General features: G+C 67.0%; 24 protein-coding genes. 12 read left to right on the top strand and 12 right to left on the bottom strand.

Going from position 1 to position 23,643, the window contains the following annotated elements:
* The first annotated feature begins 536 nt into the window (after positions 1 to 536).
* From JL100_RS15825 to JL100_RS15800, 6 genes are all read left to right on the top strand, one after another.
* Entirely contained in the window at positions 537 to 872 is a 336-nt protein-coding gene (locus tag JL100_RS15825) for a hypothetical protein (protein WP_202681351.1), read from the top strand.
* A gap of 263 nt (positions 873 to 1,135) precedes the next feature.
* Entirely contained in the window at positions 1,136 to 2,104 is a 969-nt protein-coding gene (locus JL100_RS15820; RefSeq protein ID WP_202681352.1) for a cytochrome c oxidase subunit II, read from the top strand.
* On the top strand, positions 2,101 to 4,650 hold the full coding sequence (gene ctaD, locus JL100_RS15815; protein WP_228420738.1) for a cytochrome c oxidase subunit I: 2,550 nt from the start codon (positions 2,101 to 2,103) through the stop codon (positions 4,648 to 4,650). Before JL100_RS15820 ends, ctaD begins: the two co-directional genes overlap by 4 nt.
* Before the next feature lie 10 nt (positions 4,651 to 4,660).
* The gene (locus tag JL100_RS15810; RefSeq protein ID WP_202681353.1) at positions 4,661 to 5,038 is read left to right on the top strand and encodes a hypothetical protein; all 378 of its coding nucleotides are present in this window, start codon (positions 4,661 to 4,663) and stop codon (positions 5,036 to 5,038) included.
* Positions 5,035 to 5,748: a cytochrome c oxidase assembly protein gene (locus tag JL100_RS15805; RefSeq protein ID WP_202681354.1), complete on the top strand. Its 714-nt coding sequence runs from the start codon at positions 5,035 to 5,037 to the stop codon at positions 5,746 to 5,748. Before JL100_RS15810 ends, JL100_RS15805 begins: the two co-directional genes overlap by 4 nt.
* Complete coding sequence (locus tag JL100_RS15800; RefSeq protein ID WP_202681355.1) at positions 5,748 to 7,016, top strand: c-type cytochrome; 1,269 nt, start codon at positions 5,748 to 5,750, stop codon at positions 7,014 to 7,016. The genes JL100_RS15805 and JL100_RS15800 overlap by 1 nt, the downstream gene beginning before the upstream one ends.
* A gap of 9 nt (positions 7,017 to 7,025) precedes the next feature.
* Here JL100_RS15800 and JL100_RS15795 read toward each other — a convergent pair whose 3' ends face one another.
* The gene (locus tag JL100_RS15795) at positions 7,026 to 8,858 is read right to left on the bottom strand and encodes a chloride channel protein (RefSeq protein WP_202681356.1); all 1,833 of its coding nucleotides are present in this window, start codon (positions 8,856 to 8,858) and stop codon (positions 7,026 to 7,028) included.
* A gap of 160 nt (positions 8,859 to 9,018) precedes the next feature.
* Between JL100_RS15795 and JL100_RS15790 the strand changes: the two genes are divergently transcribed.
* Positions 9,019 to 10,017, top strand: a complete 999-nt coding sequence (locus JL100_RS15790) for a CAP domain-containing protein (protein WP_202681358.1) — start codon at positions 9,019 to 9,021, stop codon at positions 10,015 to 10,017.
* A gap of 25 nt (positions 10,018 to 10,042) precedes the next feature.
* Here the strand turns inward: JL100_RS15790 and JL100_RS15785 are convergent, their stop codons facing one another.
* From JL100_RS15785 to JL100_RS15770, 4 genes are all read right to left on the bottom strand, one after another.
* Positions 10,043 to 11,326 carry a TRAP transporter large permease gene (locus tag JL100_RS15785; RefSeq protein WP_202681360.1) on the bottom strand — a complete coding sequence of 428 codons (1,284 nt, stop codon included), beginning with the start codon at positions 11,324 to 11,326 and terminating at the stop codon, positions 10,043 to 10,045.
* Positions 11,327 to 11,329: 3 nt separating this feature from the next.
* On the bottom strand, positions 11,330 to 11,914 hold the full coding sequence (locus JL100_RS15780) for a TRAP transporter small permease (protein WP_202681361.1): 585 nt from the start codon (positions 11,912 to 11,914) through the stop codon (positions 11,330 to 11,332).
* A gap of 76 nt (positions 11,915 to 11,990) precedes the next feature.
* Entirely contained in the window at positions 11,991 to 13,127 is a 1,137-nt protein-coding gene (locus JL100_RS15775; protein ID WP_202681362.1) for a TRAP transporter substrate-binding protein, read from the bottom strand.
* Between the two features lie 134 nt (positions 13,128 to 13,261).
* Positions 13,262 to 13,540, bottom strand: a complete 279-nt coding sequence (locus JL100_RS15770; RefSeq protein ID WP_202681363.1) for a hypothetical protein — start codon at positions 13,538 to 13,540, stop codon at positions 13,262 to 13,264.
* 160 nt (positions 13,541 to 13,700) lie between these two features.
* Here JL100_RS15770 and JL100_RS15765 point away from each other — a divergent pair, with 160 nt between their 5' ends.
* The 3 genes from JL100_RS15765 (at position 13,701) to JL100_RS15755 (ending at position 16,611) form a co-directional block, all read left to right on the top strand.
* Positions 13,701 to 14,135, top strand: coding sequence for a hypothetical protein (locus JL100_RS15765; RefSeq protein WP_202681364.1), 435 nt, complete (start codon positions 13,701 to 13,703; stop codon positions 14,133 to 14,135).
* 36 nt (positions 14,136 to 14,171) lie between these two features.
* On the top strand, positions 14,172 to 14,876 hold the full coding sequence (locus tag JL100_RS15760) for a PRC-barrel domain-containing protein (protein WP_202681367.1): 705 nt from the start codon (positions 14,172 to 14,174) through the stop codon (positions 14,874 to 14,876).
* 220 nt (positions 14,877 to 15,096) lie between these two features.
* Positions 15,097 to 16,611 carry a DegQ family serine endoprotease gene (locus JL100_RS15755; RefSeq protein ID WP_228420737.1) on the top strand — a complete coding sequence of 505 codons (1,515 nt, stop codon included), beginning with the start codon at positions 15,097 to 15,099 and terminating at the stop codon, positions 16,609 to 16,611.
* A gap of 107 nt (positions 16,612 to 16,718) precedes the next feature.
* Here JL100_RS15755 and JL100_RS15750 read toward each other — a convergent pair whose 3' ends face one another.
* Complete coding sequence (locus JL100_RS15750; protein ID WP_202681369.1) at positions 16,719 to 17,759, bottom strand: AI-2E family transporter; 1,041 nt, start codon at positions 17,757 to 17,759, stop codon at positions 16,719 to 16,721.
* 276 nt (positions 17,760 to 18,035) lie between these two features.
* On the opposite strand from JL100_RS15750, the gene JL100_RS15745 reads away from it, so the two are divergent.
* On the top strand, positions 18,036 to 18,392 hold the full coding sequence (locus JL100_RS15745; protein ID WP_202681373.1) for a hypothetical protein: 357 nt from the start codon (positions 18,036 to 18,038) through the stop codon (positions 18,390 to 18,392).
* 146 nt (positions 18,393 to 18,538) lie between these two features.
* Positions 18,539 to 18,787 carry a hypothetical protein gene (locus JL100_RS15740; protein ID WP_202681375.1) on the top strand — a complete coding sequence of 83 codons (249 nt, stop codon included), beginning with the start codon at positions 18,539 to 18,541 and terminating at the stop codon, positions 18,785 to 18,787.
* Positions 18,788 to 18,957: 170 nt separating this feature from the next.
* Here JL100_RS15740 and JL100_RS15735 read toward each other — a convergent pair whose 3' ends face one another.
* The 6 genes from JL100_RS15735 to JL100_RS15710 all read right to left on the bottom strand — a co-directional run bounded on the left by JL100_RS15735 (position 18,958) and on the right by JL100_RS15710 (position 23,633).
* Positions 18,958 to 19,275, bottom strand: a complete 318-nt coding sequence (locus tag JL100_RS15735; RefSeq protein ID WP_202681377.1) for a hypothetical protein — start codon at positions 19,273 to 19,275, stop codon at positions 18,958 to 18,960.
* A gap of 142 nt (positions 19,276 to 19,417) precedes the next feature.
* Complete coding sequence (locus tag JL100_RS15730; RefSeq protein WP_228420736.1) at positions 19,418 to 20,242, bottom strand: PRC-barrel domain-containing protein; 825 nt, start codon at positions 20,240 to 20,242, stop codon at positions 19,418 to 19,420.
* 59 nt (positions 20,243 to 20,301) lie between these two features.
* Positions 20,302 to 21,216 carry a PRC-barrel domain-containing protein gene (locus JL100_RS15725; RefSeq protein ID WP_202681381.1) on the bottom strand — a complete coding sequence of 305 codons (915 nt, stop codon included), beginning with the start codon at positions 21,214 to 21,216 and terminating at the stop codon, positions 20,302 to 20,304.
* A gap of 83 nt (positions 21,217 to 21,299) precedes the next feature.
* The gene (locus tag JL100_RS15720) at positions 21,300 to 21,962 is read right to left on the bottom strand and encodes a PepSY domain-containing protein (RefSeq protein WP_228420735.1); all 663 of its coding nucleotides are present in this window, start codon (positions 21,960 to 21,962) and stop codon (positions 21,300 to 21,302) included.
* Between the two features lie 119 nt (positions 21,963 to 22,081).
* Positions 22,082 to 23,335 (bottom strand): PRC-barrel domain-containing protein, encoded by a 1,254-nt coding sequence (locus JL100_RS15715; RefSeq protein ID WP_202681385.1) that lies wholly within the window; start codon positions 23,333 to 23,335, stop codon positions 22,082 to 22,084.
* 61 nt (positions 23,336 to 23,396) lie between these two features.
* On the bottom strand, positions 23,397 to 23,633 hold the full coding sequence (locus tag JL100_RS15710) for a hypothetical protein (RefSeq protein WP_202681387.1): 237 nt from the start codon (positions 23,631 to 23,633) through the stop codon (positions 23,397 to 23,399).
* Positions 23,634 to 23,643: the final 10 nt, after the last annotated feature.

Here is a 23,643-nt window from a genome sequence, read left to right as displayed (position 1 = left end):
GGTTATGCCAGCTTTGGGTTGGACCAATAGGGGTGGCCCGGCAAATAGTTCGCCCTTTAGAATAATCTTGTGTCTTGATTGAAATTTGTTGGAAAAAACCGAAAACAACACACAATAATCTCAGAATTCTTATGAAATACGCCTTCGTCTCTTCTCAATCTGTTGGAATGATTTTTTAAGTCATCGGCCTTAAAGGTCTTCCACCGATAACATGCTATATCGAATACTTTGGGTCTGATTGACAGTCGGGCATTTCGGCATGTCTGTCGGGAAAACCCTGACGAAGGCGTGGGATTTTCCCGTTCCGAGGGGAGCGCGATGCCGGCGCGCGATCCGCCCAAGGTTTTCCAATCCCGAAACCCCACGGGGACCATTCCCATGGAGCCGTCGGGAGTCCGCATGGCGAAGGCCGCGCTCATGTCCGTAAATCCATGGGACCGGGGGGCGCCTGCATTGTTTGCAGCATAGGGCGACGCTCCGAAGGCCTCTGTTCCTTCGAGTTGCCTAGCCTCCCACCTTGCCCAAGGAGATCAGTCATGAAAGCAGCAACCTGTTTTGCCGCGGCAGCCATCGCCCTCGGCTCGTTTACTCCCGTGGCCGCGCAGTCCACTGGAAACGCGCCGGATCAGAGTCCGAACATGTCGGGTGAGCTTCCGAAAGACAGCCTCGCCAAGGAGCGTCGCGGCGCCTTGGGCGAGAACCCGGAATCGGTGACGCAGAAGGGCGCGCGCGGAGACCAACCGACCGGCGAGGTTTCGACCACCGCCGATCTTCCGGATGGAAGCTTGGCCGAGAAGCGGAGGGAAGCGATCGGAACGCCCCCCGAACCGGTCGTTCAAGGTGGCGCGGAAGACGCGAAGAAGAACAAGTAGGCTCCGGCCCGCTCGGGCGGTCCTGTCAAATGCCTCGATAGGGAAGTGTTTGCTCGGTGCAAGGCAACCATCAGCAACGCTCCGTGTTTGAAGGTCCGGACCGGGGGCGGGCCGATCCGCCTTCGGTCGGACTATCTCAACAACGAGGAAGAGTCATCGTGGGCCAACGGCCGGCAATTCGACGATCGCCGTTGGACGCGGTCCGGCGTAAGACGACCAGCCAGCGCCATGGCGGTGCCTCCGGCGCAGCCACGGCAACCATAGTGCTGATCCTTCCCGTCCTGGCATCCTGCACCGGGCCGCAATCGATGTTCCGGGCGGCAGGTACCGAAGCCGACAGCATCGCCAACCTGTTCTATGTCATGCTGATCGGGTCGGCCGTGATCTGGCTGGGCGTCATCGGCTTGAGCCTCTATGCGGTGCGCGCGACGCCCGCGAAGAACGGCGCGCGACGCGGAGTCCAGCTCATCATCTGGGGCGGCTGCGTCTTCCCGACGGTCGTCCTGGCACTCCTGCTGGTCTGGGGCCTGGAGAGGATGCCGGACTACCGGCGGGCAGCGGACGGCCCCACGATCATGGTGTCCGGAGAACGGTTCTGGTGGCGCGTCGCCTATGGTTTGCAGGGGGAGCCCGGGGTCGTGAAGAGCCTGCCCCCTGGCGGTGTCGAAAGCGCCAACGAGATCTGGATCCCGGTCGGCCGCCGCACCGAGATCCTTCTTGGAAGCCCCGACGTGATCCATTCGTTCTGGGTTCCGGCGCTCGCCGGCAAGATGGACGCGATCCCGGGCCGGGTCAACCGCATCATCCTCGAACCCACGGTGGAAGGGGTCTACAACGGGGTCTGCGCCGAATTCTGCGGCGAGGCCCATGCGCAGATGGGCCTGCGGGTGATCGCGGCTCCGGAAGCCGATTACGCGGCCTATGTCGAGGCCCAAGCTCAGCCCGCCTCCGTCGTTTCCGGTCCGGGGTACGAGGCGTTCCTCGCGAGCGGCTGCGGCGCCTGCCATACCGTCCGCGGAACCCCGGCCAACGGCTCGGTCGGTCCCGACCTCACCCATGTCGCCTCCCGCCGCACCATCGGCGCCGGCCTTCTCGAAACCAGCGAGGAGAACCTCGCCGCGTTCATCCGCGCCACCGACCACATCAAGCCCGGCGTCGAGATGCCGGAGTTCGGCGTGCTTCCGGATGAAGAAATCGCCGCCATCGCGAGTTGGCTGGGAGAACTGCGATGAGCGACGCAACCCCGATGCCCGAGGATACCGGGCGGTCCCCCGACGCCGAGGCGGTGCGCCGCGGCCAGGAAGAACGTCTGGAAAAGGTCTGGGAAACGCCGAAGGGCTGGCGCTACTGGTCGGCGGTCAACAACACGGAAGTCGGCATCTGGTACACCGCGACCTCCTTCGCCTTCATGCTGTTCGCGGGCGTCCTCGGCCTGATGGTCCGCGTCCAACTCGCCGTGCCCGAGAACGATTTCCTGACCGCGACCTTCTATAACCAGGTCTTCACCCTGCACGGCACGGTGATGATGTTCCTGTTCGCCGTGCCGATCTTCGAGGCGGTGGCGATCGTCCTGCTGCCGCAGATGCTGGGTGCCCGCGACCTGCCTTTCCCCAGGCTGTCGGCGTTCGGCTACTGGTGCTTCCTGATCGGCGGCGTCTTCGTCTCGGGATCGATCTTCTTCGGCGCGGCACCGGAAGGCGGCTGGTTCATGTACCCGCCGCTGACGACCCAGGAGCGCTTCACGCCCGGCTACGGACCGGACATCTGGCTGCTGGGGCTGTCCTTCATCGAGGTTGCCTCGATCGCCGCCGCGGTCGAGCTGATCGTGGGGACGCTGAAATGCCGGCCGCCGGGCATGCGGCTCAACCTGATGCCGCTCTATGCCTGGTACGTCCTCGTCGTCGCCGGCATGATCCTGTTCGCCTTCCCGCCGCTGATCGCGGGGGACATCCTGTTCGAACTGGAACGGCTGTTCCACTGGCCGTTCTTCGATCCCGAGCGGGGCGGCGACCCGGTGCTCTGGCAGCACCTGTTCTGGATCTTCGGTCACCCCGAGGTCTACATCGTCTTCCTGCCGGCGATCGCCCTTGTCGCCATGATCGTGCCGACCTTCGCGCGGCGGCCCCTGCTGGGCTATTCCTGGATCGTCCTGGCGGCGGTCGGCACCGGTTTCCTGTCGTTCGGCCTGTGGGCCCACCACATGTACGCTACGGGCCTGCCGGCGATCTCGCTGGGCTTCTTCTCGGCCGCCTCCGAGGCGGTGGCGATCCCGACCGGCGTGCAGATCTTCGTGTTCATCGCGACCCTGTGGACCGGACGGGTCGTCCACTCCGTGCCCATGCTGTTCGTGAGCGGCGCGCTGGCGGTCTTCGTCATCGGCGGGCTGACAGGCGTGATGGTGGCGCTGGCGCCGTTCGACTGGCAGGCCCACGACACCTATTTCGTGGTCGCCCACCTTCATTACGTCCTGATCGGCGGCATGCTGTTCCCGCTCGTCGCCGGGGTCTATTACTACTGGCCTCTGGTCGGCTCCCGCCGCCTGTCGGACCGGCTCGGCCGGATCGCCTTCTGGCTGATGTTCGTCGGCTTCAATCTTGGCTTCTTTCCCATGCATCTCTCGGGCCTGATCGGGATGCCGAGGCGGGTCTGGACCTATCCCGCCGGGCTTGGGCTCGACCTGCCCAACCTGCTGTCCACCGTCGGCGCTTTCATCTTCGCGACCGGCATCCTCATCATCGTCTTCGACATACTCCGGCCGAAGGGAAAGCAACCCTACGCGGAGCGCAACACCTGGCAGGCAGGCACGCTGGAGTGGCTTGCCGAAGTGCCGGGAAAGAGCTGGGGCGTGCGTTCCATCCCGATCGTCAAGACGCGCTACCCGCTCTGGGAGCAGCCGAACTTCATGAGGGATTACGACGAGGGCCGCTTCTATCTTGCGGACGCGCAGGAAATGAAGCGCGAGACGATGGTCACCAGCGTGCTCGACGGCGAACCGGTGCAGTGCCTGCGTGTCCCCGGCCCTACCTTCATGACCATGGTCGCGGCGATCCTGCTGGGAGCGGTCTTCATCCTGGCGACCTTCCATTTCTGGTACGCCACGATCGTCGCCATGGTCGCGTCGACGATCTCCATCATCGTCTGGCTGTGGCACGGGACGGCGATGATCCCGGAAAAGCCGGAGAAGGATGTCGGCCTCGGCCTCACCTTGCCCCTCTATATGTCCGGCCCGAAATCGGTCGGATGGTGGGCGATGTTCATCACCATGATCGGCGACGGGACGGCGTTCCTGTCGCTCGTCTTCGCGTACTTCTTCTACTTCACCATCCATCCGGAGTTTCCGCCGGCCGGGGTGGACGGGCCGGGCCTGTTCTGGCCGATGGTTTCGCTGGCATTGATGTTGGGGGCCTGGGCGGCGGCGGGGATCGCGCTGCGGGTCAACCGGGCGGGATCGGTCGGTATCGCGCGGGCGCTGATGGCGGCCGGCGTGGCCCTGGCGCTCGCGGGCGGGGCTGCCCTGGTCTGGGCTCCCTTCGGTGCAGGCCTGGACCCTGTCGTCCATGTCTACCAAGCCACCGTGTGGGTGATCGTGATCTGGACGGCCGCCCATGTCGCCGTGGGGGCGCTGATGCTGGCCTACTGCCTGGCGCGGTCCTTCGCCGGCAAGCTGACCCCGGTCTACGACATCGACATCTCGAACGTGGCGCTCTACTGGCATTTCATGGCCGGGACCGCCCTGATCACCGTCGCGACCATCGCGCTGTCTCCGCTCGCGGCATGAGGAGGCTCTGATGGCCCGATCCAGGCAGACCAACGACAACCTGTGGACGCTGATCACGGCGCCGACGATCTGGGCCCTGCATTTCCTGGCAAGCTATGTGGTCGCGGCCATCCACTGCGCGCCGAACGAGGACATCTTCCAGCCCATCGTCGAGACCCGGATCATGGTCGGCGTCATCACGGCGATCGCCCTGGTGCTGATCGGCCTGGTGCTGTGGCGGTCCTTCGGCGAATGGCGCAGGCACGGCGGCGGCTACCGGCATAACGAGGATACCGACATCGACCGCGAGCGCTTCCTGGAGTTTTCCACCGTCCTCCTCGCGGCGCTCTCCTTCATCGGCGTCGTGTTCGTCGGCCTTCCGGCGCTTCTCGTCGTGGATTGCCGATGACCCATGCCGCATCCTCCCCCGCCGGAACGGTTCGCGCGGCTTCGGTGCGCGCGGAACCCGTCCGGTGCAGGCCGACGGCGCTCTGGCCCCTGGCCGCCGGGCTTCTGCTGCTCGCGCTCCTGTGGTTCGGGCCGCTTCCCGAACGGGCGCGGGGCTCCTTCGCGGCGCACATGGTGATGCACATGGGCGTCGTCGCCTTGGCGGCGCCGCTCCTTGCCGTCGGCATCGCGCGCGCGGTTCCCCGCCTTGTCTCCTCGTTGCCGCCCGCGCTGGCGATCGTGGCCTCGGCGCTGGAGTTCGTCGCGGTCTGGACTTGGCATGCTCCTGCGTTGCACGACGCCGCGCGGATGGATCCCACGTTCCTCGTCCTGGAACAGGCGTCCTTCCTTGCCGCCGGCGTCCTGGTCTGGGCGACTGCCATCGGGGCGCCGGGCGACGGCAGGGTGGCCGCGCGGGCGGCCGGCGTCTGCGCGCTGCTGATCACCTCCATGCACATGGTGCTTCTGGGCGGCCTTCTTCTCTTCGCGCCGAGGCCGCTCTACGCCTGCGCCGAAGTCTGCTCGCCCGCCGCCGCCCTGACGCCGCTGGGCGACCAGCAACTCGGCGGCACCATCATGCTGATCATCGGCGGTTCGGCCTATCTCGCGGGAGGGCTGGCCCTTCTCTCATCGGTCCTGAGGGACCGGGCGCCCACTGGGGAGACCGCCTGATGCGGATCGATTTCCTTCTCACCTGGAAGAAGGTTCTGGCCGCCGCCGTCGCGGCCGTCCTCCTGGCTCTCGGCGTCAGCCTCTCCGGGATGGTCTCCATCGCCGCGTCGTCGGGGCATTTCGCGCCGGTCGGCTGGTTCCTGCACTGGACGATGGGGAACGCGGTGGACCGGCAATCCCTGCTCATCTCGGTGCCGCCCGGCATCGACCTGGCGGATCCCGCCCTGGTCCAGAGAAGCGCCGGCCATTTCGCGACCGGCTGCGCCCCGTGCCACGGCGCGCCGGGCGTGCCGCAATCGCCGGTGGTGTTGTCCATGACGCCCCATCCGCCACGGCTGGAAGGGCAGATCGGGGAGTGGAAGGACCGCGAGCTTTTCTGGATCGTCAAGCACGGCATCAAGTATTCCGGGATGCCGTCCTGGGTCACCCAGGGCCGGGACGACGAGGTCTGGTCCCAGGTCGCCTTCCTGCGCGCGCTGCCCGACCTGACGCCCGAACGCTACGCCGACCTGGCGTTGGGCGGAGAGGCGGCCCGGAAACCGCGCGAGGCCGGCGGCGAGACGATGGCGGCGCTGGATGGGATCTTCGAGGTCGCGCTGACCGACTGCGCGCGGTGCCATGGCCGCGACGGTCTCGGCCGGGGATCCGGGCCGGCGGCGGAGGCATTTCCGGTCATCGCGGGCCAGCCGGAAGCCTATCTCCTGGCGTCTCTGAAGGCCTTCGCGGCCGGCGAGCGCCATTCGGGCTTCATGCAGCCTCCCGCCAAGCGCTATGACGACGGGACGCTTGCCCAGCTGGCCGCATGGTACGCCGCGCAGCCGGCGGACGCCCGGCCCGGGGAGGACAGGGGCCCTTCGCCCGCCGTCGGGACCGTGTCCGCGCCGGACGGCATTCCCCGGCAGATCCTTCCCCAGGGAGCCCGGAGCGAGAGCGCCATCGTCTCCGCGGCCGCCGCGGGCGGCCTGCCGCAGGGCCGGGAAGCGCTGCTCGACCTCGGGCGCCGGATCGCACTGGAGGGGATCGCCTCGCGGAAGATCCCGTCCTGCACCAGATGCCACGGCGCCGAGGGACGCCGGAAGAACGACCATTATCCTTATCTTGCCGGCCAGCCCGAATGGTACCTGAAGACGCATCTGCATCTCTGGAAGGAGAAGGAGCGGGGCGGCACGCGCTTCAAGCACCTGATGACCGAAGTGGCGGAGGGCCTGACGGACGAGCAGATCGATGCCGTCGCGGCATGGTATGCGGAGCAGCCGCTGGGCCGCTGAGGCTTCTTTTCAGCCCTGTCCCGCCGCGGCGACGCGCGCACTTGACCTGTGGATGTCGCGTTCGTGGACGATGCCGATCAGGCGACGGGTCTCCCGCCCGTCCACGACCGGCAGCCAGGGCAAGTCCCGCTCCGCCATCAGGGCCAGGGCCGCGCGCGCCTCGTCGCCCGGCTCCAGTACCGGAACGTCGGACCGGACCAGTGCGCCGGCCGTGACGGTGCCGGGATTCCGGGCCAGCGCCGTTGCCAGATCCAGGGGCGCCAGCATTCCCTCAAGCCGGCCGCCGCCGGACACGACCAGTACCCGCCCGCCGGGAGCGCCTTGGCAGGCCGACAGGATGTCGCCGACGCCGGCGTCCGGGGGAACCGCATGATCGGACGGCTGCAGGATGTCCCCCACGCGGACGGCCCTGGGTCCTCCCGTCCCGCGGCTCGGGGCAGCTTGGATCAGCCCGCGCCGCTCCAGCTGGAGCTGGAAAATGGAGCGCGTGTTGAGCCGCCCCATGGTCATCGCGGCGGTCACGGTGCCGACCATGACGGCCGTGGTGACGCCATAGTCGGCGGTCATCTCGAACACGATCAGGATGGTCGATATGGGCGCGCCGAGCACCGCGCCCGCCACGGCACCCATTCCGACCGTGGCATAGGTTCCCGATCCGGACGCCAGGTCCGGCGACACCGCCGCCACGACCAGCCCGAAGGCGCCGCCGCCGAGCGCGCCCACCGCCAGCGACGGGCTGAACACGCCGCCGGAGAAGCCGCTGCCCAGCGAGAGCGCCGTCGCCGCGAGCTTGGCCAGCAGCAGCGCCGCCAGCAGGCCGAAGGGCAGGGCGCCCTGGAGCGCCCGGTCGGTTACCTCGTAGCCGACGCCCAGCACTTCCGGGAATTCCAGCGCCAGGAGCCCGACGCCCAGCCCGCCCAGGGCGGGGCGGGCCCAGCGCGGCAGCCCGACCCTGGGAGACCAGGCACTGAACAGGTCGTCCACCAGGAAGATCGACCGGATGAAGGCCAGGGCGAGGGCGGCCGATGCGAAACCGAGCAGGGCGAAGACGGGCAGCTCCCACAAGGTGCCGACCGGGGTTGCCGGCAGCATGAAGGCCGGGAAGTCGCCGTACCAGGCCCTGCCGATGGCGGTCCCGGTGACCGAGGCCAGCACCACGGGGGCGAAGGCCGCAACGCCGTACTGGCCGACCACGACCTCGATGGCGAAGAACACGCCCGCGAACGGCGCGTTGAACGAGGTCGCGACGGCCGACGCCACGCCGCAGCCGAGCAGCGTGCGCCTCAGACCCGACGACAGGCGGAGAGTCTCGCCGAACCAGGACGCGAGGACGGCTCCCAGGTGGACCACCGGTCCCTCGCGCCCGACGGAGGCTCCGACCCCGAGCGCCCCGGCGGATGCCAGGGCGGCGGCCAGTCCGCTCCGGAAGGGCAGGCGGCCCTTGGCCCTGCCGGCCTGCGCGATGACGTCGGGAACTCCCATCGGTCGTCCCCCCGGCAGGAACCGGTGCTGGAACAGGCCCAGCAGCAGCCCGCCCGCGCAGGGCGCCAGCAGGATGTGCCACCACGCCAGCTGTTCCAGCCTGTCCAGGATCTGCAGGCCCCCGGTGCCGTAGGCCAGGCTTTGGAAGATCGATATGGCGGTCCGGAACACGATGGCGCCGCCCGCGGCCACCCCGCCGACCAGCACGGCCAGGACGGCGAGGAGCAGCTGGTCGTGCCGCATCAGCCTGCGCAGGCGGACCAGGAGACGGACGGGAACGCGGCGGGCCGCGTCGATGGCGGGGTGCGCACCTTCCGCGTTGGCTTTTCGATTGTCGCCGGGCGGCGGCTGGTGCTTCAAATCGGTGGAACCCCCTGAAAACTGGCCGGGAGAATAGGGCGGAGACAGTCCGCCAGTCCACCTCCCGGTGGTCCCGCGCGCCATCTCCGGGCGCCGGCGACCCGGAACCCTTGGTCCCCCCATCAGTTCAAGGATTGACCCGATGCCGAAGGATCCCCGTATGACGAAGTGCGCAACAACCCCGCGGGCGCCCGTGACCCGCCGGCTGGCGGCATTCGCCGCGGCAGGATTGGTGGCGTGCCTGATCGCCGTCCGCGCCGCGTCCGGCATGGAAACGGGCGATCTGGCCGCTCTCCGGGCCGAGGCCCTCGACCTGCTCAATCAGGACCGGCGCGAGCACGACCTGCCGTCTCTCGAACTGGCCGACACGCTGAACGAGTCCGCGCAGAACCACGCGGAGGACATGCTTCGCCGGGGCTATTACAGCCACACCTCGCCGGAAGGGGGAACCGTCATGGACCGCTATCGCGCCGCCGGCGGCAGTTCCTCCCGGGTGGTCGCGGAGAACATCGCGCGGTGCGAAGGCTGTGCGCTGCCACCCGACCGATCGACCGTCGAGCAATTGCAGCGGGGCTGGATGAACAGCCCGGAACACCGCCGCAACATCCTTGCTCCCGGCTTGGAGCGCTTCGGCTTCGGCATCGCCGGCGATGCCGGGCAGGGCCTCTACGCCGTCCAGAACTTCGCCGGTGCCGGTACTCCGCGCCGGGCGGGCGGCGAGGCCGCAAGCGGGAACGGTAACGCGCCGGCGCGCCGGATCGGGCCGGAGGAAAGGCAGGCCCTGGCGCTCGACCTGATCAACCGCGCCAGAAGGGAGGGCGGCGTCGAACCGCTTTCGGGCGCTCCGGCGCTGGCCGATGCCGGCCGCGCCGCACTGGACGAGGGGGGAGGCGGCCAGCCGCTCGACGCCTCCCCGTTCCGCCACCTGGCGCCGGATGCCCGGACACGCTGGCGCAACTTCTCCAGCGTGGCGGGACGGTGCGGTGGCTGCGGGACCGAGCCGACGGACGCCGACGTCCGGTTCTTCGTCGGGCAGTGGCTGGACCAGGCGGACTATCGCCGGACCCTCCTGGATCCCGCCCACACCCATGGCGGCTTCGCGATCTCCGCCGACGGCAGCGGCGGCAAGGCCGCCTTGATGACGCTGGCCGGCCCGTAGGGATCGGCGTTCCGGCACCGGCCCGTCACTTGATCGCGAAGCCCGACGCGTAGGGCAGCCACAGGATCAGCATGGGGAACATGATCAGCAGGGCCAGCACCACGAGAAGCGTTCCGTAGAACGGCAGCAGCGCGCGAACCAGTTGCTCCATTCTGACCTTGCCGATGCCGCACCCGACATACAGGACGGTGCCCACCGGCGGGGTCAGCAGCCCGATCCCCAGCAGGTACGACATCAGGACGCCGAAATAGACCGAGTCGATGCCGCCGGCCTGAATGATCGGCAGCATGATCGGCGCCAGGATGACCATGGCCGGCGTCAGGTCCATCACCACGCCCACCAGCAGCAGCAAGGCGCTGAGCATCAGCAGGATCCAGTAAGGATTCGTGGTGATGCCGGTCATGCTCTGCACCAGCGTCTGCGGCACCATCGAGGTGGTCAGGAACCAGGCCACTACCGTGGCGGTCGCCAGCAGGAAGAGCACCATGCCGGTCAGGCGCCCGGTGTTGATCAGCATGCCCCAGAGGTCGCGCACCTTGACCTCCCGGTAGACGAAAAGCGAGATCGCCAGCGAATAGAACAGGGCCGCCACCGCGGCCTCGGTCGCGGTGAAGACGCCGCCCAGGATCCCGCCGACGATGATGACGGGCAGGATCAATCCGAGGGAAGCCTCCTTGAAGGTCTGCCAGAGCCGGGCGAGGGAGAACCGGGTGGTCTTGCCGGCGTGGCTGGTCCGTGCGGTCAGGAACGTGGTGACCATCAGGGCAAGCCCGATCACAAGGCCGGGGATCAGGCCCGCGATGAAAAGCCTGCTGATCGAGGTTTCCGTCACGATGCCGTAGAGGATCATGGGGATCGACGGCGGGATGATGATTCCGATCACCGACGACGAGGTGACGATCGCGGTGGCGTGGGCGGCCGTGTAGCCCTGCTCCTTCATGCTGGGGATCAGCATGCCGCCGATCGCGGAGGTGTCGGCCACCGCAGACCCGCTGATCCCGCCGAAGAACATCGAGGCCGCCACCGTCACCTGCCCGAGCCCGCCGGCGATGAAGCCGACCAGCGCCTCGGCGAAATTGACCAGCCGGCGGGCGATGCCGCCGGTACTCATGATCTCGCCCACCAGCATGAAGAACGGGATCGCCAGGAGCGGAAAGCTGTTCACGCCGTTGATCGCCTGCTCGACCATCACCGCCGGGCTGACGCCCGCGATGAACATCATGACGATCGCCGCCAGCCCGAGCGCGAAGGCGATGGGGACGCCGATCACGATGCAGATGAACAGGATCCCCAGAAACACCCACAGCATCGCTCATTCCCCCCTGTAGACTTTCACGAACTGCGCATCCCCGGACCGGCCCTCGCCGGGAGCCAGTCCCGGATCGTCCTTCGACGTCAGGCCGCGGAGATGGCGGCCGATGCGGTAGAAGCACATCAGGGCCATGATCACGACCGCCACCGGGACGGACGCGTTGATCCAGCTCATGGGGACCTGAAGCAGCGCCGAGTGCCCGGTGTAGGTGGAGAGCACCTGCCAGGCTCCCCAGAGGAACATCGCCAGCACGAACAGGACCAGCACGTCCTGCAGCAGCCGCATCGCGGCCCGCGCCCTGGTGCTCGTCAGCTTCTGTTCGACATAGTCGACGGCGATGTGCTCGCTGCGCAGGTAGGCCAAGGCGGCACCCAGGAAGATCAGCCAGATGAAGATGAAGCGTGACAGTTCGTCGGCCCAGGCCAGGGAGTAGTTGAACAGGAACCGCCCCGCCACGTTGGCCCCGACCGTACAGATCAGCGTGATGAACAGCAGCGCCAGGATGCTGCCGAACAGCATTTCGATGATGCGGAAGAGCAGGGGCAACGGTTCGGCGGTGCCGCCCTCGTCCAGGTCTTTTTCCATGGTTCACCTTGATGTACGCGCCGGGATGTCACGCGCCGGGAATGTGCCGGCCGAGGGTCGTCGGCCGGCCGTCGCCTCACTTGGTCGCGGCGCTTTCCTCCGCTCCCCCGGCGATCTTCTGGACGCGATCGACGAGGTCGGCGCCGATGCGCGGCGCCCACTGGTCATAGACCGGCTTCGTCGCCTCCCGGAAAGCCGCGCGCTGCTCGGGCGACAGTTCGGCGATCTGCATGCCGCGCTGCTTCAGCTGGGCCTTGGCCCAGTCGTCGTACTCGGCGCTGATCCTCCGCTCGTACTGGGCGCTCTTGTCCGCCGCTTCCTGGACGACCTGCTTGTAGGGCTCGGGCAGGTTGTCCCAGACCCGCTGGGAGATCATGATGATGAAGGGCGTGTAGACGTGCCTGGTCTCGGTTCCGTAGGGCTGGACCTCGAAGAAGTTGGAGGTCAGGATCGTGCTCCACGGGTTTTCCTGGCCGTCGATGACCCCCTGCTCCATGGCGCTGAACACCTCGCCGAACGCCATCGGCGTGGGGTTGGCGCCGAGCGTCTTCCAGATATCGACCTGCACCGGGTTCTGCATGGTCCGGATCTTGAGCCCGCCGACGTTCAGGCCCCCGACGTCCGCCGGCTTGGTCACCGGCCGCACCTTGTTGGTAAGCTCGCGGAAGCCGTTCTCGGCGAACGCCAGCGCCTTGATCCCGGTCCCCTCGAACTTGCCCAGCAGTTCCTGGCCCAGGTCGCTGTCCATCACAGCGTAAGCGGCCTTGCGGTCCCCGAACAGGAACGGAAGGTCGAACACCTGAAGTTCGGGCACGAGGGACGCTGCCGGGGACGTGGACGGATAGGTCATTTCGAGCGTGCCGCTCTGAAGCGCCTGCATCATCTGCGCGTCGTCGCCGACCTGGCTGTTGGGGAAGATCTGGACCTTGAGCTTGCCGCCGGTGCGCTTGTCCAGGATGTCGGAGAAGTATTTGACCGACCGGTACTGGGGCGACGTCTCGGCCAAGCCGATGCCGAACTTAAGTGTCTGCGACGGAAGGTCCCCGCTGACCACGTCGCCGGTGATCTCGGGCGGTGGCGAGAGTTCCGGCGCGGCCGGCGCCTGGGTGGATGTGGCCGATCCCTGGCCAGGCGCCCCGAATTGCGCGAATGCCGGTGACGCGGCCAGCGACATGGCCACTCCAACGGCCAGCGACGCGAACCTGGTGAGCATCGTTTCCTCCTCGATTTTCTTCTATTTCCCTGAGCAACTCTTTGGAGAACCGGCCATGTGCCTGGACGGTTCCCCACTTTTTAAGCGAGTTCGACCTTCCGCGGGATGGACGGGCGGTAGTCGCCCGATGCGGCTCACGGGTTTCCGCCGCCGGCGGAAGGGGTACGCTCTTCGGGGACGGCGGCGTGCGGCGGGGTTTTCGCCTGCCGGTCGAGCATGGCCGACAGGATCCGCAGGTTGGCCGCGAATCCGAGAGCCATGGCCCCTGCGTAGATGCCGGCAAACCCGCTCAGCAGGGCGGCGCCGACCGCCATCCAGCCGTCCAGCGAGAGTGCCAGCCCGGCCGCGGTGACCAAGCCGCCGCCGGCTGCGGCGTAGCCGATGATGGCGAGGGTACGGGCAATCGCGGGCATCCAATCCTCCTTCTGGGTCGCGCTGCGGCAACAGTCCGGGGATCCCCCGGATCCCTGGAACGGCTGTCGGAGCGCCTCCGCGAAACATGGAACCCGGACCACGGACCGGAGTTACGCCAATGGAAGCCCAGTCCCTTAAGGAAAATGTTTCGAGGAAACCATGCGAGCCATCCTTTTACCGGCGCTGATCCTTGTCGCGGCTTCGATGCAGACGACGCCCGCCATGGCGCAGACGACGGGCGCGCAGACGATGACCGACGTCACTTCCGCCGCGAAAAGCGCTGCCAAGACGCTCGGTTCCGCCGCCCAGGACAAGCTTCTCGTAAGGGACATGCTGGGCGCCGGCGTATCGGGACCGGGCGGCAAGACGGTCGGAACCGTGGAAGACCTGGTCGCCATTCCGGGGGGCCGGATCGTGGCGGCCATCATCGCGACCGATGCCGCCGACATGGGCCGGATCCCCGTGCCGTTCACGATGGTGAAAGTCTCCCGTACCGCAGGCAAGCTCGGCCTCGACCTTCCCGTCGGGCTGTCCGAGTTGAAGAACATGAAAGAAATCCAGGCGCTCGCCGCCGCGACACCCGGAGTGAAATGACTCCGCAGCGGAAAGACGCCACAGCAGGAGGTCCCCATGACCCGTCCGATGCTTTCCCTTTTGATGGTCGCCATGCTCGGCGCAACGCAGAGCGCCGCCGCGCAGGATCCCGTTTCCCCGCCACGCGAGGAGCCGGTAGCGGTCGGTGACTACAGTTACGACGACTTCTACACCGGGTTCAGGCTCAGCCGGCTGATCGGCCTTCCCGTCGTCGGAGGCGGGGAGAAACCCGTCGGCACCATCGCGGACGTCACGATCGGGTTTCCCGGCGAGCTCGAATGGGTCGTGATCCAGCCCGGCGCCGCCGCACCGCCGATGGAGGGTGGCCGGTTCAGCCTCGGCTGGAACATGGTCGAGGTGAACGAGGGGTTTGAAACGGCCGAAATTCCCCTCAACGCGCGGAACCTGCGGGAAACCGCTCCCGGCCAGCCGATCGGGCCGGTCGAGCGTCCCGAGAGCATCGGCCGGCAGTGGCATGTCTCCGAACTCGTGGGCTCAGCGCTGGAGATCGACGGCGACGTGCCGGTCGGCACGGTGGACGACATCATCGCCGGCGGCGACGCCGCCTTGAAAGCCGTGGTGTTCCGGGATGACGAAGCCGGTACCCTCCGCGCCGTACCTTGGCGCTCCGTCGTGGTGGAACCCGGGGGCAGGATCCTGACGGTCCCGCTGACCGAACAGGTGATCGCCGGCCTTCCGGCTTTCGACTACGCCAAGATGACCGAAGCCCTTCCGGACTGAGCATCCGCCGCCGCTCCGACGGATGCGCCAAGGGTAGACCGGGGCTGAAAAAGGCTGGAACCGGGCGGTACCCGCGTAGTTAGCCGGGTACCACGCGAGGAGCCGGCACCCGGCCCCCTGTATCGAACCCGCGATTGCTCGGGGTCCCCGCTCGACCCGGATCGCCGGTGTTCGGAGCAGTATCGAATTTCATCCGGAAACACCGATCGAGGAACATCCGATGTTCGTCTCTCCGTCCCTCATGCGAGCCTCGCGGCATTGCGTGCTCGCCTTGTCCTTGACCCTGGTTGGTACCGGCACGGTATCCGCCCAGCAGGCCGATGCGCCGGCGAGCTTCGCCGACCTGGCGCAGGCCAAGCTTCCCAGCGTCGTCACCATCACCGCCACCTCCGCCTCCAACGAACGGTCCGGCGAGGAAGAAGACGGGGGAGGCCCCGGGTTCGGCCTGCCGCCGGGCTTTCCGCAGTTCGATCTTCCGCCCGGCACTCCATTCGAGGACTTCTTCCGGCGGTTCGGCCCGGGCGGGAACGGGGAGGGGCCACAGCAGCCTTCCCGGCCGGCCACGGCGCTGGGATCCGGTTTCATCATCGACCCGTCCGGCTACGTCGTGACGAACAACCACGTGGTCAGCAAGGCCGACGAGGTGAAGGTCGTGCTCCAGGACGATCGGGAGTTCAACGCCGAGATCGTCGGCACCGATCCCAAGACCGACCTGGCGCTCCTGAAGATCGACGGCGCTGGCTCGCTGCCGGCCGTGGCCTGGGGGAACTCGGACCAGATGCGGATCGGCGACTGGGTGCTGGCGATCGGCAATCCCTTCGGGCTTGGCGGCACCGTCACCGCCGGCATCATCTCGGCTCGTGCGCGCGACATCGGGGCCGGGCCGTACGACGACTTCCTCCAGACCGACGCGGCGATCAACCGGGGTAATTCCGGCGGCCCCATGTTCAACATGGCGGGCGAAGTGATCGGGGTGAACACCGCGATCTTCTCGCAGTCGGGCGGCAACATCGGCATCGGCTTCGCCGTCCCGGCGCAGGTCGCCCAGCCGATCATCGCGGAACTGCGGGAGACCGGCAAGGTGACGCGCGGCTGGCTCGGCGTCGCGATCCAGCCGGTCACGCCGGAGATCGCCGAGGCGCTCGGCCTCGATCAACAGCGTGGCGCCCTGGTCGCGCAGGTGACGCCCGACAGCCCGGCGGCCAAGGCCGGGATCGAGCAGGGGGACGTCATCACCCAGTTCGACGGCCAGCAACTGGAAGGCCCCCGCGAGCTCAGCCGGACGGTTGCCCAGGCCGATATCGGCAAGCAGGTCGGCATTACCGTGCTTCGTGACGGAAAGAGCCGGACCCTGAACACCACCATCACGCAGTTGGAGGAGACCCTGTCGGCAGAGGCGCAGCCGCAGGGCGAGAGCGGCAGCGGGCAGGAAGGCCCTCTCGGACTGACGCTGGCCCCGGTGTCGCCGGAAATGCGCAAGCGCTTCGATCTGGGTTCCGACGCCAACGGGGCGGTGGTCGTACAGGTCAAGCCCAACGGCCCGGCGGCGATGCGGGGCCTGCGTCCAGGCGACCTGATCACCCAGGCGGGCCGTCAGAGCGTCGATGGACCGGGCGACGTGGCGAACGCAATCAAGCGGGCGCGCGATGCCGATCAGGACCACGTGCTGCTGCTGCGTCAGCGGGACGGGAATTCCATCTTCGTGCCGCTGCCGATCGACGGTCAGACAGGCTGATCCCAGTCCAGGCCGGTACCGTCCGGAGATGGCGGCGGTACGATCCTTCGAGAGCGTGTGGACCGCGCCGGCAGTGCCGGCGCGGTTCCGGCCGTTCGCCGGGGCGTTCAGGTGTCATCCCGTTCCAGGACATCCTCCACATAGGCCATGCGGACCAGGACGATGCCGGCCGCCGCCAGCGGCGTTCCGAGCATCAGCCCGAGCGGGCCGAGCAGGGCGCCGAACAGGACCAGGGAGGCGATCGTGAGTGCGGGCGGCAGGGCGACCGTTTCCTGCTGGATCAACGGTGTCAGCAGGTAGCCCTCGACCAACTGGACGACGACGTAGAGAAGCGAGACGTAGAGCACCATGGTCGGGCTCTGCACGAGCCCCAGAAGCAGGGCAGGAATGGCCGACAGGATCGCGCCGACATAGGGCACGAAGGTCAGCACCGCGGCCAGCAGCGCCAGCGTCAAGGCCAGCGGAATGCCGAGCAGCCAGAGGCCCAGCCCGGTCAGGACGCCGGTCGCGACCATGGAGATTCCCCGGCCTATGAGCCACCATTTCAGCAGGCGCCCGAGTTCGTCCAGGATCCGGTCGACGCGGGGACGGTAGCTTGGCGGAAACAGCCGGACCAGGCCGCTCCTGTAAAGCCTGGTGTCGAGTGCCAGGTAAAGCCCGATGAAACAGACGACCACCAGCGTCCCCAGGAAGCTCATGACCGAGGATGCGGCGCCGGAAAGCCTCCCCAGGATCGAACCGCTGTCCAGGTTGAGGTGGTCCGGATCGAGCTGGCGGAACAGCGTCTCGCTCCAGGAATAGTTCGACAGCCTGGCCCGCAGCTGGTCGATGGATTGCGGGATTGCCTGCCAAAGCTCGTCGACCTGGGATGCCAGGCGCGGAGCGAGAAGCCAGCAGGTCAGTCCGATCAGGACGATCAGGGCCAGGGTCACGATGAGGACGGTCTTGCCGCGGCTCAGGCCCGTTGCCCGGGCGAGCTGGTCGCCAAGGGCCCTGAGCATGATCGCGACCAGGATGCCGGCGAAGCCGATCAGCAGGAAGCCGCCGGCCATCCACACCGCCAGCAACGCCAATACCGTCAGCGCGATCCAGCGCAACGTCCTGGCGGTCGGGGAATCGGTTCCAATGGGTAGATCGACGTCTTTCACGAGCGTATCATAATCAATGTACTTCTACTTCATCGAAGCAGATTGGAGCGCGAAAGTTCCCTTGGACTGGAGGTCTCTTTGGAGACGACTGGCGCATCCAATACAAAGTCCGGCCCTTCCATCGACCATCTATTATCGGCCGTCGGCGTCGCCATTGGCGTGATCTGACGAAATGCCTGACTTTTGCCTGAATTGTTTTTGCGACGAGGAGCGCGCCCGAGGGTTGCCCGATAAACCTCCATTGGGAGGTCTTGCAGTCAGCCGAGGAGTGAAGCCATGCGCAAGTTTTCAGCCGTGTTCGTCGCCGTCCTGTTCGCCGCCGGTACCGCATTCGCGCAGGACGACGGCCTGATCGACCGCGAAACATTCGATACCAATCTCGGCGACTCCGGCATTTTCAGCGAGTGGGACGATGATGGGAACGGGATCATCAACGATACGGAGTTCGCCGCAGGCTCCGAGGACTGGGGCGGAGACGAGCAGCTTTCGTTCGGCGACTGGGATCTGAACGGTGACGACGGGATCGACCGGAATGAATTCGCCGATGGCTCCTGGAACATCCTGGACGACAACGAGGACGGCATGCTTGCCGAGAACGAGTGGGGCGACTGGGAAGAGGACGGACTGTTCTGAGGAGCGCCCCGGAACCGCCCCATGACCGGTAGTCCCGTGGCTCTCCGGCCGACGGTTCCTCCGCAACAGGTTTTTCAGAAACAAGGGTTCGATGGCCGGCCGCGAACAGGTGCGGCCGGCCATCGATTGACAACAGGAGTTCGCACATGGCCGTCAAAGCGCCTGAATTCGTCCTCGCTGTCCTGGGGGCGCTGATCGTGGCAGCCTGTGCTCCGACGGACTTGCCTCCGGCCAGTCCGGTGTCTTCCGACGACGCTTCCCTGTTCCGCGAGCCGACCCGGCGCGATCCGCTGGGGTACAGCAGCGGCCCGGTGGACCGCGCTCCCTATACCACGGAGCTCGACGGCCAGGGATTGCCCGGACCGTCGGAGATGGTGGACGACAACGTCCGATAAGCGATGCGGGCGAGTTCCCGCCTTCTGCACGGCTGTCCGGCTCGGTTCTTGAGCTCCGATCAAAAAACGGGCCGGACATGCCGAAGCTTCCCTTCCGTCGTGGCCGGACTTGATCCGGACCTAGGGTCTGTCTCCTTGCTCCTTCTTCAGCGCGAACTGGTCGCGGGGGATCAGTCGTCCCGCTCCAGGCCTGGTGCCGGTCCCCGGGGTACCTCACCGATATCGCTTTCGTTCTCCCGCAGCCCCACGCCGGCGCCACGCGGCTGGCCTTCGTCCTCACCGGCCAGCATCTGCTCGTCCTCGACGGTTCCGATATCGACCTGATCCGACAGTCCGCGGCCTTCCCGCTCGGGGATCACGCCGCGATCCTCGGTCAGACCGATGGACGGCTCGTCGCCATCAGATAGAACCTGTGCCTGCATCGTACCCGCGCCGATCATGGTCAATACGGCCGCGATGCCGGCGATGCGGTGAAACACGCTGCTCATGTCCCGCTCCTGTGAAGCGAAGTGCGTCTTGATGAAGGGAGCCGGCCATCCGCCGTATCGCTGCGGAAAGTGCCGGAAAAAGAGGAGCCGGCGGCCGAACGACAGGTCCGGCCGCCGGCGCCCGCCGGGATGGGCGCTTCGATTATTGGAAGACGCTCCCGTCCATTTCCTCGTAATCGAAGGGCTCGACGTCCGCGACCTCGCCTTCGGCATAGGGGAGCCCGTAGTAATCGAGACCGGGATCGAAGGCGCCGTAACCATAGCCATAATAAGGATAGGCATAGGGACCGGCCGTGCCGTAACCGATATCCCGCGTCACGGAGACCGCCCTCAGCGTACCGTCGCTATTGAAGATGAGGTCGTCGACATAACCGTATGCTTCGCCACCCTGGAGCCTGACGTAATCGCCCGTCAGTTCGGTCGCCCGCCATACGCGTGGTCCGGTTGCCGGGTCGTCCACACGATGGATCCGCGAGGCGGCGCCACGGCCAAGCTGTTCCTCATCGCCGAACAGTGAGTACTGGTCGAGGTTTTCCTCGGTCACCGGCACCTTCGCCGACTCCGCTCCGGACGTGAACTGGACCTCGTTCCAGGGAACGTTCACGTGGGTGTCGCCGATATCGAGGAAACCGCCGATCTCCGCGATGATGCTGAGAACCTTGCCGTCGGGACCGATCATGATGTTCTCGACGTTGCCGATCTCTTCGCCGGACTGGCCGATGACGTTGGCGCCGATCAACTGCCCGGCGCGCCAGCCGGACCTGTAAAGCTCTTCGTAATCCCATTCTCCCAGTTCGATGCGGGTCTGCTCTCCCGCGATCGGGGCCGGTGCCTTTCCGCTGACCGTCGTCCCGGCGTCGTTCCCGGCTCCCTGGGAGCCGGTTCCCTGTGCCGACGCGGTGCCAACGGTGAGTGCCAAGGCGGCGATACTTGACGCCAGGGCGGCCTTCATTCCTTTCCGGTACATCATTCCTCCAATATCGAAGTAGGTTTCCATGTTTCGCGGGCCGCAGTTCGTGGCTGCCGTCATTTTGCCGACGTCAGCTGCTCCGCAGTCCGGTCCACCATCACCCGGCGGGCATCAAGGTCCACCGATGCGACGGCGTTCCAGGGAACGTCGTAACGGGCATCGCCGAGACCGGTGCCGCCGACGCCGCCGGCGGAGATCGTGAGCTGTTCTATGGTTCCGCTCGACTGGTCGACCACCAGCCTCGCGACCTCGCCGAAGTCCCCGTCACGACCGACCGTGACGGACATTTCCGTCAGGTCGGCAAGGCTTGTCAGCCGGCGCCCGTCCGATGCCCTGGTGGCGGTTTCCCGGTCGCCGGCCGGCTCCGGTCGTCGATCGATCCGGATGCGGTGGTCGTTCTTGTCGATCGAGCGGATGTCCGGCCAGGGAACCCGGAATTCCTGGTCCGTCAAATCCAGGAGTCCGGCGCTGGAAACCATCAATTCCGCGATGCGGCCGGCGTCGATGTCGATCAGCACGCCCGAAACCGTGCCGATCGTCTCCTGGTTGCTGACCTGGACCTCCATTTCCTTGAGCTGATCCGCATAGACGTCGTCCGCTTCCAGTGCGCCGCCGCCGCGGCTTCCCAGCACCGATGTCGGCGGCTGGGTGTTGAGCGGAGCCGGATCGGCACCCGGTTCCGGCGGGCGTTCCACGTCGGCCTCGGCTTCTTCCCCGATCTTGGTCAGGGCGTTGGTCGCAGCCGTCCCGTCGCCCCCGGCGATGGCGGGCTGATGCGGCCGACCGGACCGGGGAGCGTCGGCATCGGGCGGAACCCTCTCGCGAAGCAGGTTTCCGGCCGGGCCCTCCGCTTCGCGCCCGGCTCCCATGCGACCGGAGTCGAGCGGCTCGTCGAGCTTCCGCTCCTGTGCGTGGGCCCCTGCCGCCAAGCCGGCGAGCACCACTCCCACCGTCAAGGACATGCGTCTCATCGATATCTCCCCATCGGTATCTTCGGAATTGCCGTGCGGATCGGGCAAGGATGGAAACCCGGCCGGAAATGTCGCAAGCCCATCTAGCGAGCCGACGCGGTCTTCAAATACCGCTGGATGTCCTGCAGCTTCTCGCGGCAGGCGATGCTGTCGCCGTCTGCATAGTCTTCCCAGACCTGCATCATCTTGCGGCGGGCGATCAGCTCCCTGTCAGGAGGCAGTTTATCGATCCCGTCGGTGATCTGCTGCCAGCCGGCGGGCTGGCATGTTCCCATGTCGCTGTACTCGGACGTGCCGCCGCCCGAGGCCGTCCGCTGGGCGTTCCTCTGCCCTGACCCGGACGAGCCCGACCCGGACGAGCCCGACCCGGACGCGCCCGATGCGGAAGAGGGCGCCGGCACGACGGCGGCGGTGATCGGCTCTATCCCGATGATCTCGCCGGTGACGGGGTCTATGGTGACGAACACGTTGTCGCCGCGCACGGTCTCGACTTCGGCCACATAGCTTGCCCCGACCTTGCCGAATTCGACCAGCTTGGCGAAGCCGAGCCCGCCGAACTGATTGAGAAGCGTGGTCTGGAGCAGTTCGAGTTTCCGCTGCTCCGGCCCGGAGCGTTTCTGGATGTACTGCTGAAGGTCGGAGCGATCAGGGCCGGCAGCCGGCGAACCGCCCTGCTGCTGTGCGAAGGCCGGCACCGTCGCCGCCATGACCAGGGCGGCGATGCAGGCTGAAGTGCGTTTGAACATCATTCCTACTCCGATAGTCGTTGAAGCCGTGAGGTGGTTCGGGAGGGCGGCGGATCCCGGTCACCGCCGGTGATCCGCCCAACCCCGCCATCATTTCGTCTGGTCAGCGTTCCGCCAGGTCAGCGCGCCGCGGAAGGGGCGTTGCCCGGCGCCTCGTTGAACGAGGTCATGTTTTCTTCCATCTCGAACGCGGGCATGTCCTCGACCTGATCCTTGGTAAGGCCCGAGATCTGCACGTTCTCCTGCCCCTGGCCCATCTTGAGGCGCGACGCATCGATGGCCACCTGCTTGTCGCCGATACCGAGGAAGCCGCCGACGGAGACGATCACGCGCTGCGCGCTGCCCGACTGCGGGTCGATCAGGATGTCCTCGATCTCGCCGAACTCCTCGCCTTGGGTGCCGACAAGCTGCTTGCCGATCAGGGTCTCGGCACGAATGCCGTCCGGCGCGTCGGACCTGGGAGGCGGGCTCGCCATCTGCGTCTGCTGGCCCCCGGCCTGCCCGGCCTGCCCGGCTTGCCCGGCCTGCTGCCCATTCGTCTGCCGATTACCCGCCTGCTGGGCCTGTGCCGGCTGATTGCCGGCCTGCTCGACCCTCACCTGCGGGTCGCCGCCCTGCTGGACATCGACCTGCGCCTCGCCGGTCCGCTGGACGTTGACCTGCGGCTCGCCCGCGCGCTGGACGGTGACCTGGGGCTCACCCGCACGGTCGACGTTCACCTGCGGCTCGGCCTGTTCGATCGTGACCTGCGGCTGCGCCCGCTGGACATCCACCTGCGGCCGCGGCTGCTCGACCGTGACCGTCGGCTGGGGCTGCTGAACGGTGACCTGGGGCCGATGCTGTTCAACCTGCACTTGCGGGGCGGGTTGTTGCACGACCACCTCGGGCGAGGACTGCTGGACTGCAACTTGCGTACGATCGTTGGTGCCGGCCGAGGCGGTGGTCATCCGCTCGACGTCGACGAGGATCAGAGCGATCGCCTCGCGCGCCTCGCTGGCACCCTCGGTACCTTGCTTGCCCAATGCCTGTTCGGCGGATTGGATGTTCTTCGTCAGTTGCTGGTCCTGCCCCTGGGGCATCGCCTGGCGGATCTGCTGGATGGCTTGGCGCGCCTGCTGGCGGGCCTTCTGCAAGGCTTGCTGGCTCTGCTCGCCCTGCTGGCTCATGGCCTGCTGCATCCGCTTCTCGGCATCGCGGAGCTGCTGCAGCGCCTGCCGCATCTGCGGGTTCTGCTGCTGGGCCTGGCCAGCCTGCTGCTGGTTCCGCTGCTGGCTCTGCGGGTTGGGCTGGGACGTCTGGTTCTGCTGGGCCATCGCCGCAGGGGCAGCGAGACCGATGGTCAGAGCCGTCGTCAGCAGGAGCTTGCTTCGCATGGATGGAATCCTTCCTTGTGATTTGCCTGTTCGGGTGAGGCTTGTCCTTCGAGGGAACGCCTTACTGGCCGTCGGACTTGGGAGGCACCGCCTCGATGGCGCGCTCCGTGCTTTCGAGCGTGCTCGGCACGCCGGCCGGCGATTCCCGCTCCTCGTCCGTCGAAACCGCCGGTGCGGTGGTTTCCTGTTCAGCGGCCTCATCCTCGCCGCAGGCGGCGAGCAGGGGCAGCGCCAGAACCGCGGCCAATGCCGGACGTGAAAGGCGGCGTAGCGAACCGCCGGTAAACCGCTTGGTCATGGTGTGCTCC

Origin of the sequence: Skermanella mucosa (assembly GCF_016765655.2) — a bacterium.
In the GTDB taxonomy this organism is placed as follows: Bacteria; Pseudomonadota; Alphaproteobacteria; order Azospirillales; family Azospirillaceae; genus Skermanella; species Skermanella mucosa.
Note: the sequence above shows the minus strand (reverse complement) of the source record. Positions and strands in the feature narration are given on the sequence as shown.

Bases quoted from the DNA above. Each gene is read 5' to 3' on its own strand.
- JL100_RS15745 (WP_202681373.1), top strand. From the start codon at position 18,036: ATGCGCAAGTTTTCAGCCGTGTTCGTCGCCGTCCTGTTCGCCGCCGGT.
- JL100_RS15735 (WP_202681377.1), bottom strand. From the start codon at position 19,275: ATGAGCAGCGTGTTTCACCGCATCGCCGGCATCGCGGCCGTATTGACC.
- JL100_RS15765 (WP_202681364.1), top strand. From the start codon at position 13,701: ATGCGAGCCATCCTTTTACCGGCGCTGATCCTTGTCGCGGCTTCGATG.
- JL100_RS15730 (WP_228420736.1), bottom strand. From the start codon at position 20,242: ATGTACCGGAAAGGAATGAAGGCCGCCCTGGCGTCAAGTATCGCCGCC.
- JL100_RS15715 (WP_202681385.1), bottom strand. From the start codon at position 23,335: ATGCGAAGCAAGCTCCTGCTGACGACGGCTCTGACCATCGGTCTCGCT.
- JL100_RS15740 (WP_202681375.1), top strand. From the start codon at position 18,539: ATGGCCGTCAAAGCGCCTGAATTCGTCCTCGCTGTCCTGGGGGCGCTG.
- JL100_RS15805 (WP_202681354.1), top strand. From the start codon at position 5,035: ATGACCCATGCCGCATCCTCCCCCGCCGGAACGGTTCGCGCGGCTTCG.
- JL100_RS15710 (WP_202681387.1), bottom strand. From the start codon at position 23,633: ATGACCAAGCGGTTTACCGGCGGTTCGCTACGCCGCCTTTCACGTCCG.
- JL100_RS15790 (WP_202681358.1), top strand. From the start codon at position 9,019: ATGACGAAGTGCGCAACAACCCCGCGGGCGCCCGTGACCCGCCGGCTG.
- JL100_RS15775 (WP_202681362.1), bottom strand. From the start codon at position 13,127: ATGCTCACCAGGTTCGCGTCGCTGGCCGTTGGAGTGGCCATGTCGCTG.
- ctaD (WP_228420738.1), top strand. From the start codon at position 2,101: ATGAGCGACGCAACCCCGATGCCCGAGGATACCGGGCGGTCCCCCGAC.
- JL100_RS15770 (WP_202681363.1), bottom strand. From the start codon at position 13,540: ATGCCCGCGATTGCCCGTACCCTCGCCATCATCGGCTACGCCGCAGCC.
- JL100_RS15780 (WP_202681361.1), bottom strand. From the start codon at position 11,914: ATGGAAAAAGACCTGGACGAGGGCGGCACCGCCGAACCGTTGCCCCTG.
- JL100_RS15720 (WP_228420735.1), bottom strand. From the start codon at position 21,962: ATGTTCAAACGCACTTCAGCCTGCATCGCCGCCCTGGTCATGGCGGCG.
- JL100_RS15785 (WP_202681360.1), bottom strand. From the start codon at position 11,326: ATGCTGTGGGTGTTTCTGGGGATCCTGTTCATCTGCATCGTGATCGGC.
- JL100_RS15800 (WP_202681355.1), top strand. From the start codon at position 5,748: ATGCGGATCGATTTCCTTCTCACCTGGAAGAAGGTTCTGGCCGCCGCC.
- JL100_RS15725 (WP_202681381.1), bottom strand. From the start codon at position 21,216: ATGAGACGCATGTCCTTGACGGTGGGAGTGGTGCTCGCCGGCTTGGCG.
- JL100_RS15760 (WP_202681367.1), top strand. From the start codon at position 14,172: ATGACCCGTCCGATGCTTTCCCTTTTGATGGTCGCCATGCTCGGCGCA.
- JL100_RS15825 (WP_202681351.1), top strand. From the start codon at position 537: ATGAAAGCAGCAACCTGTTTTGCCGCGGCAGCCATCGCCCTCGGCTCG.
- JL100_RS15810 (WP_202681353.1), top strand. From the start codon at position 4,661: ATGGCCCGATCCAGGCAGACCAACGACAACCTGTGGACGCTGATCACG.
- JL100_RS15755 (WP_228420737.1), top strand. From the start codon at position 15,097: ATGTTCGTCTCTCCGTCCCTCATGCGAGCCTCGCGGCATTGCGTGCTC.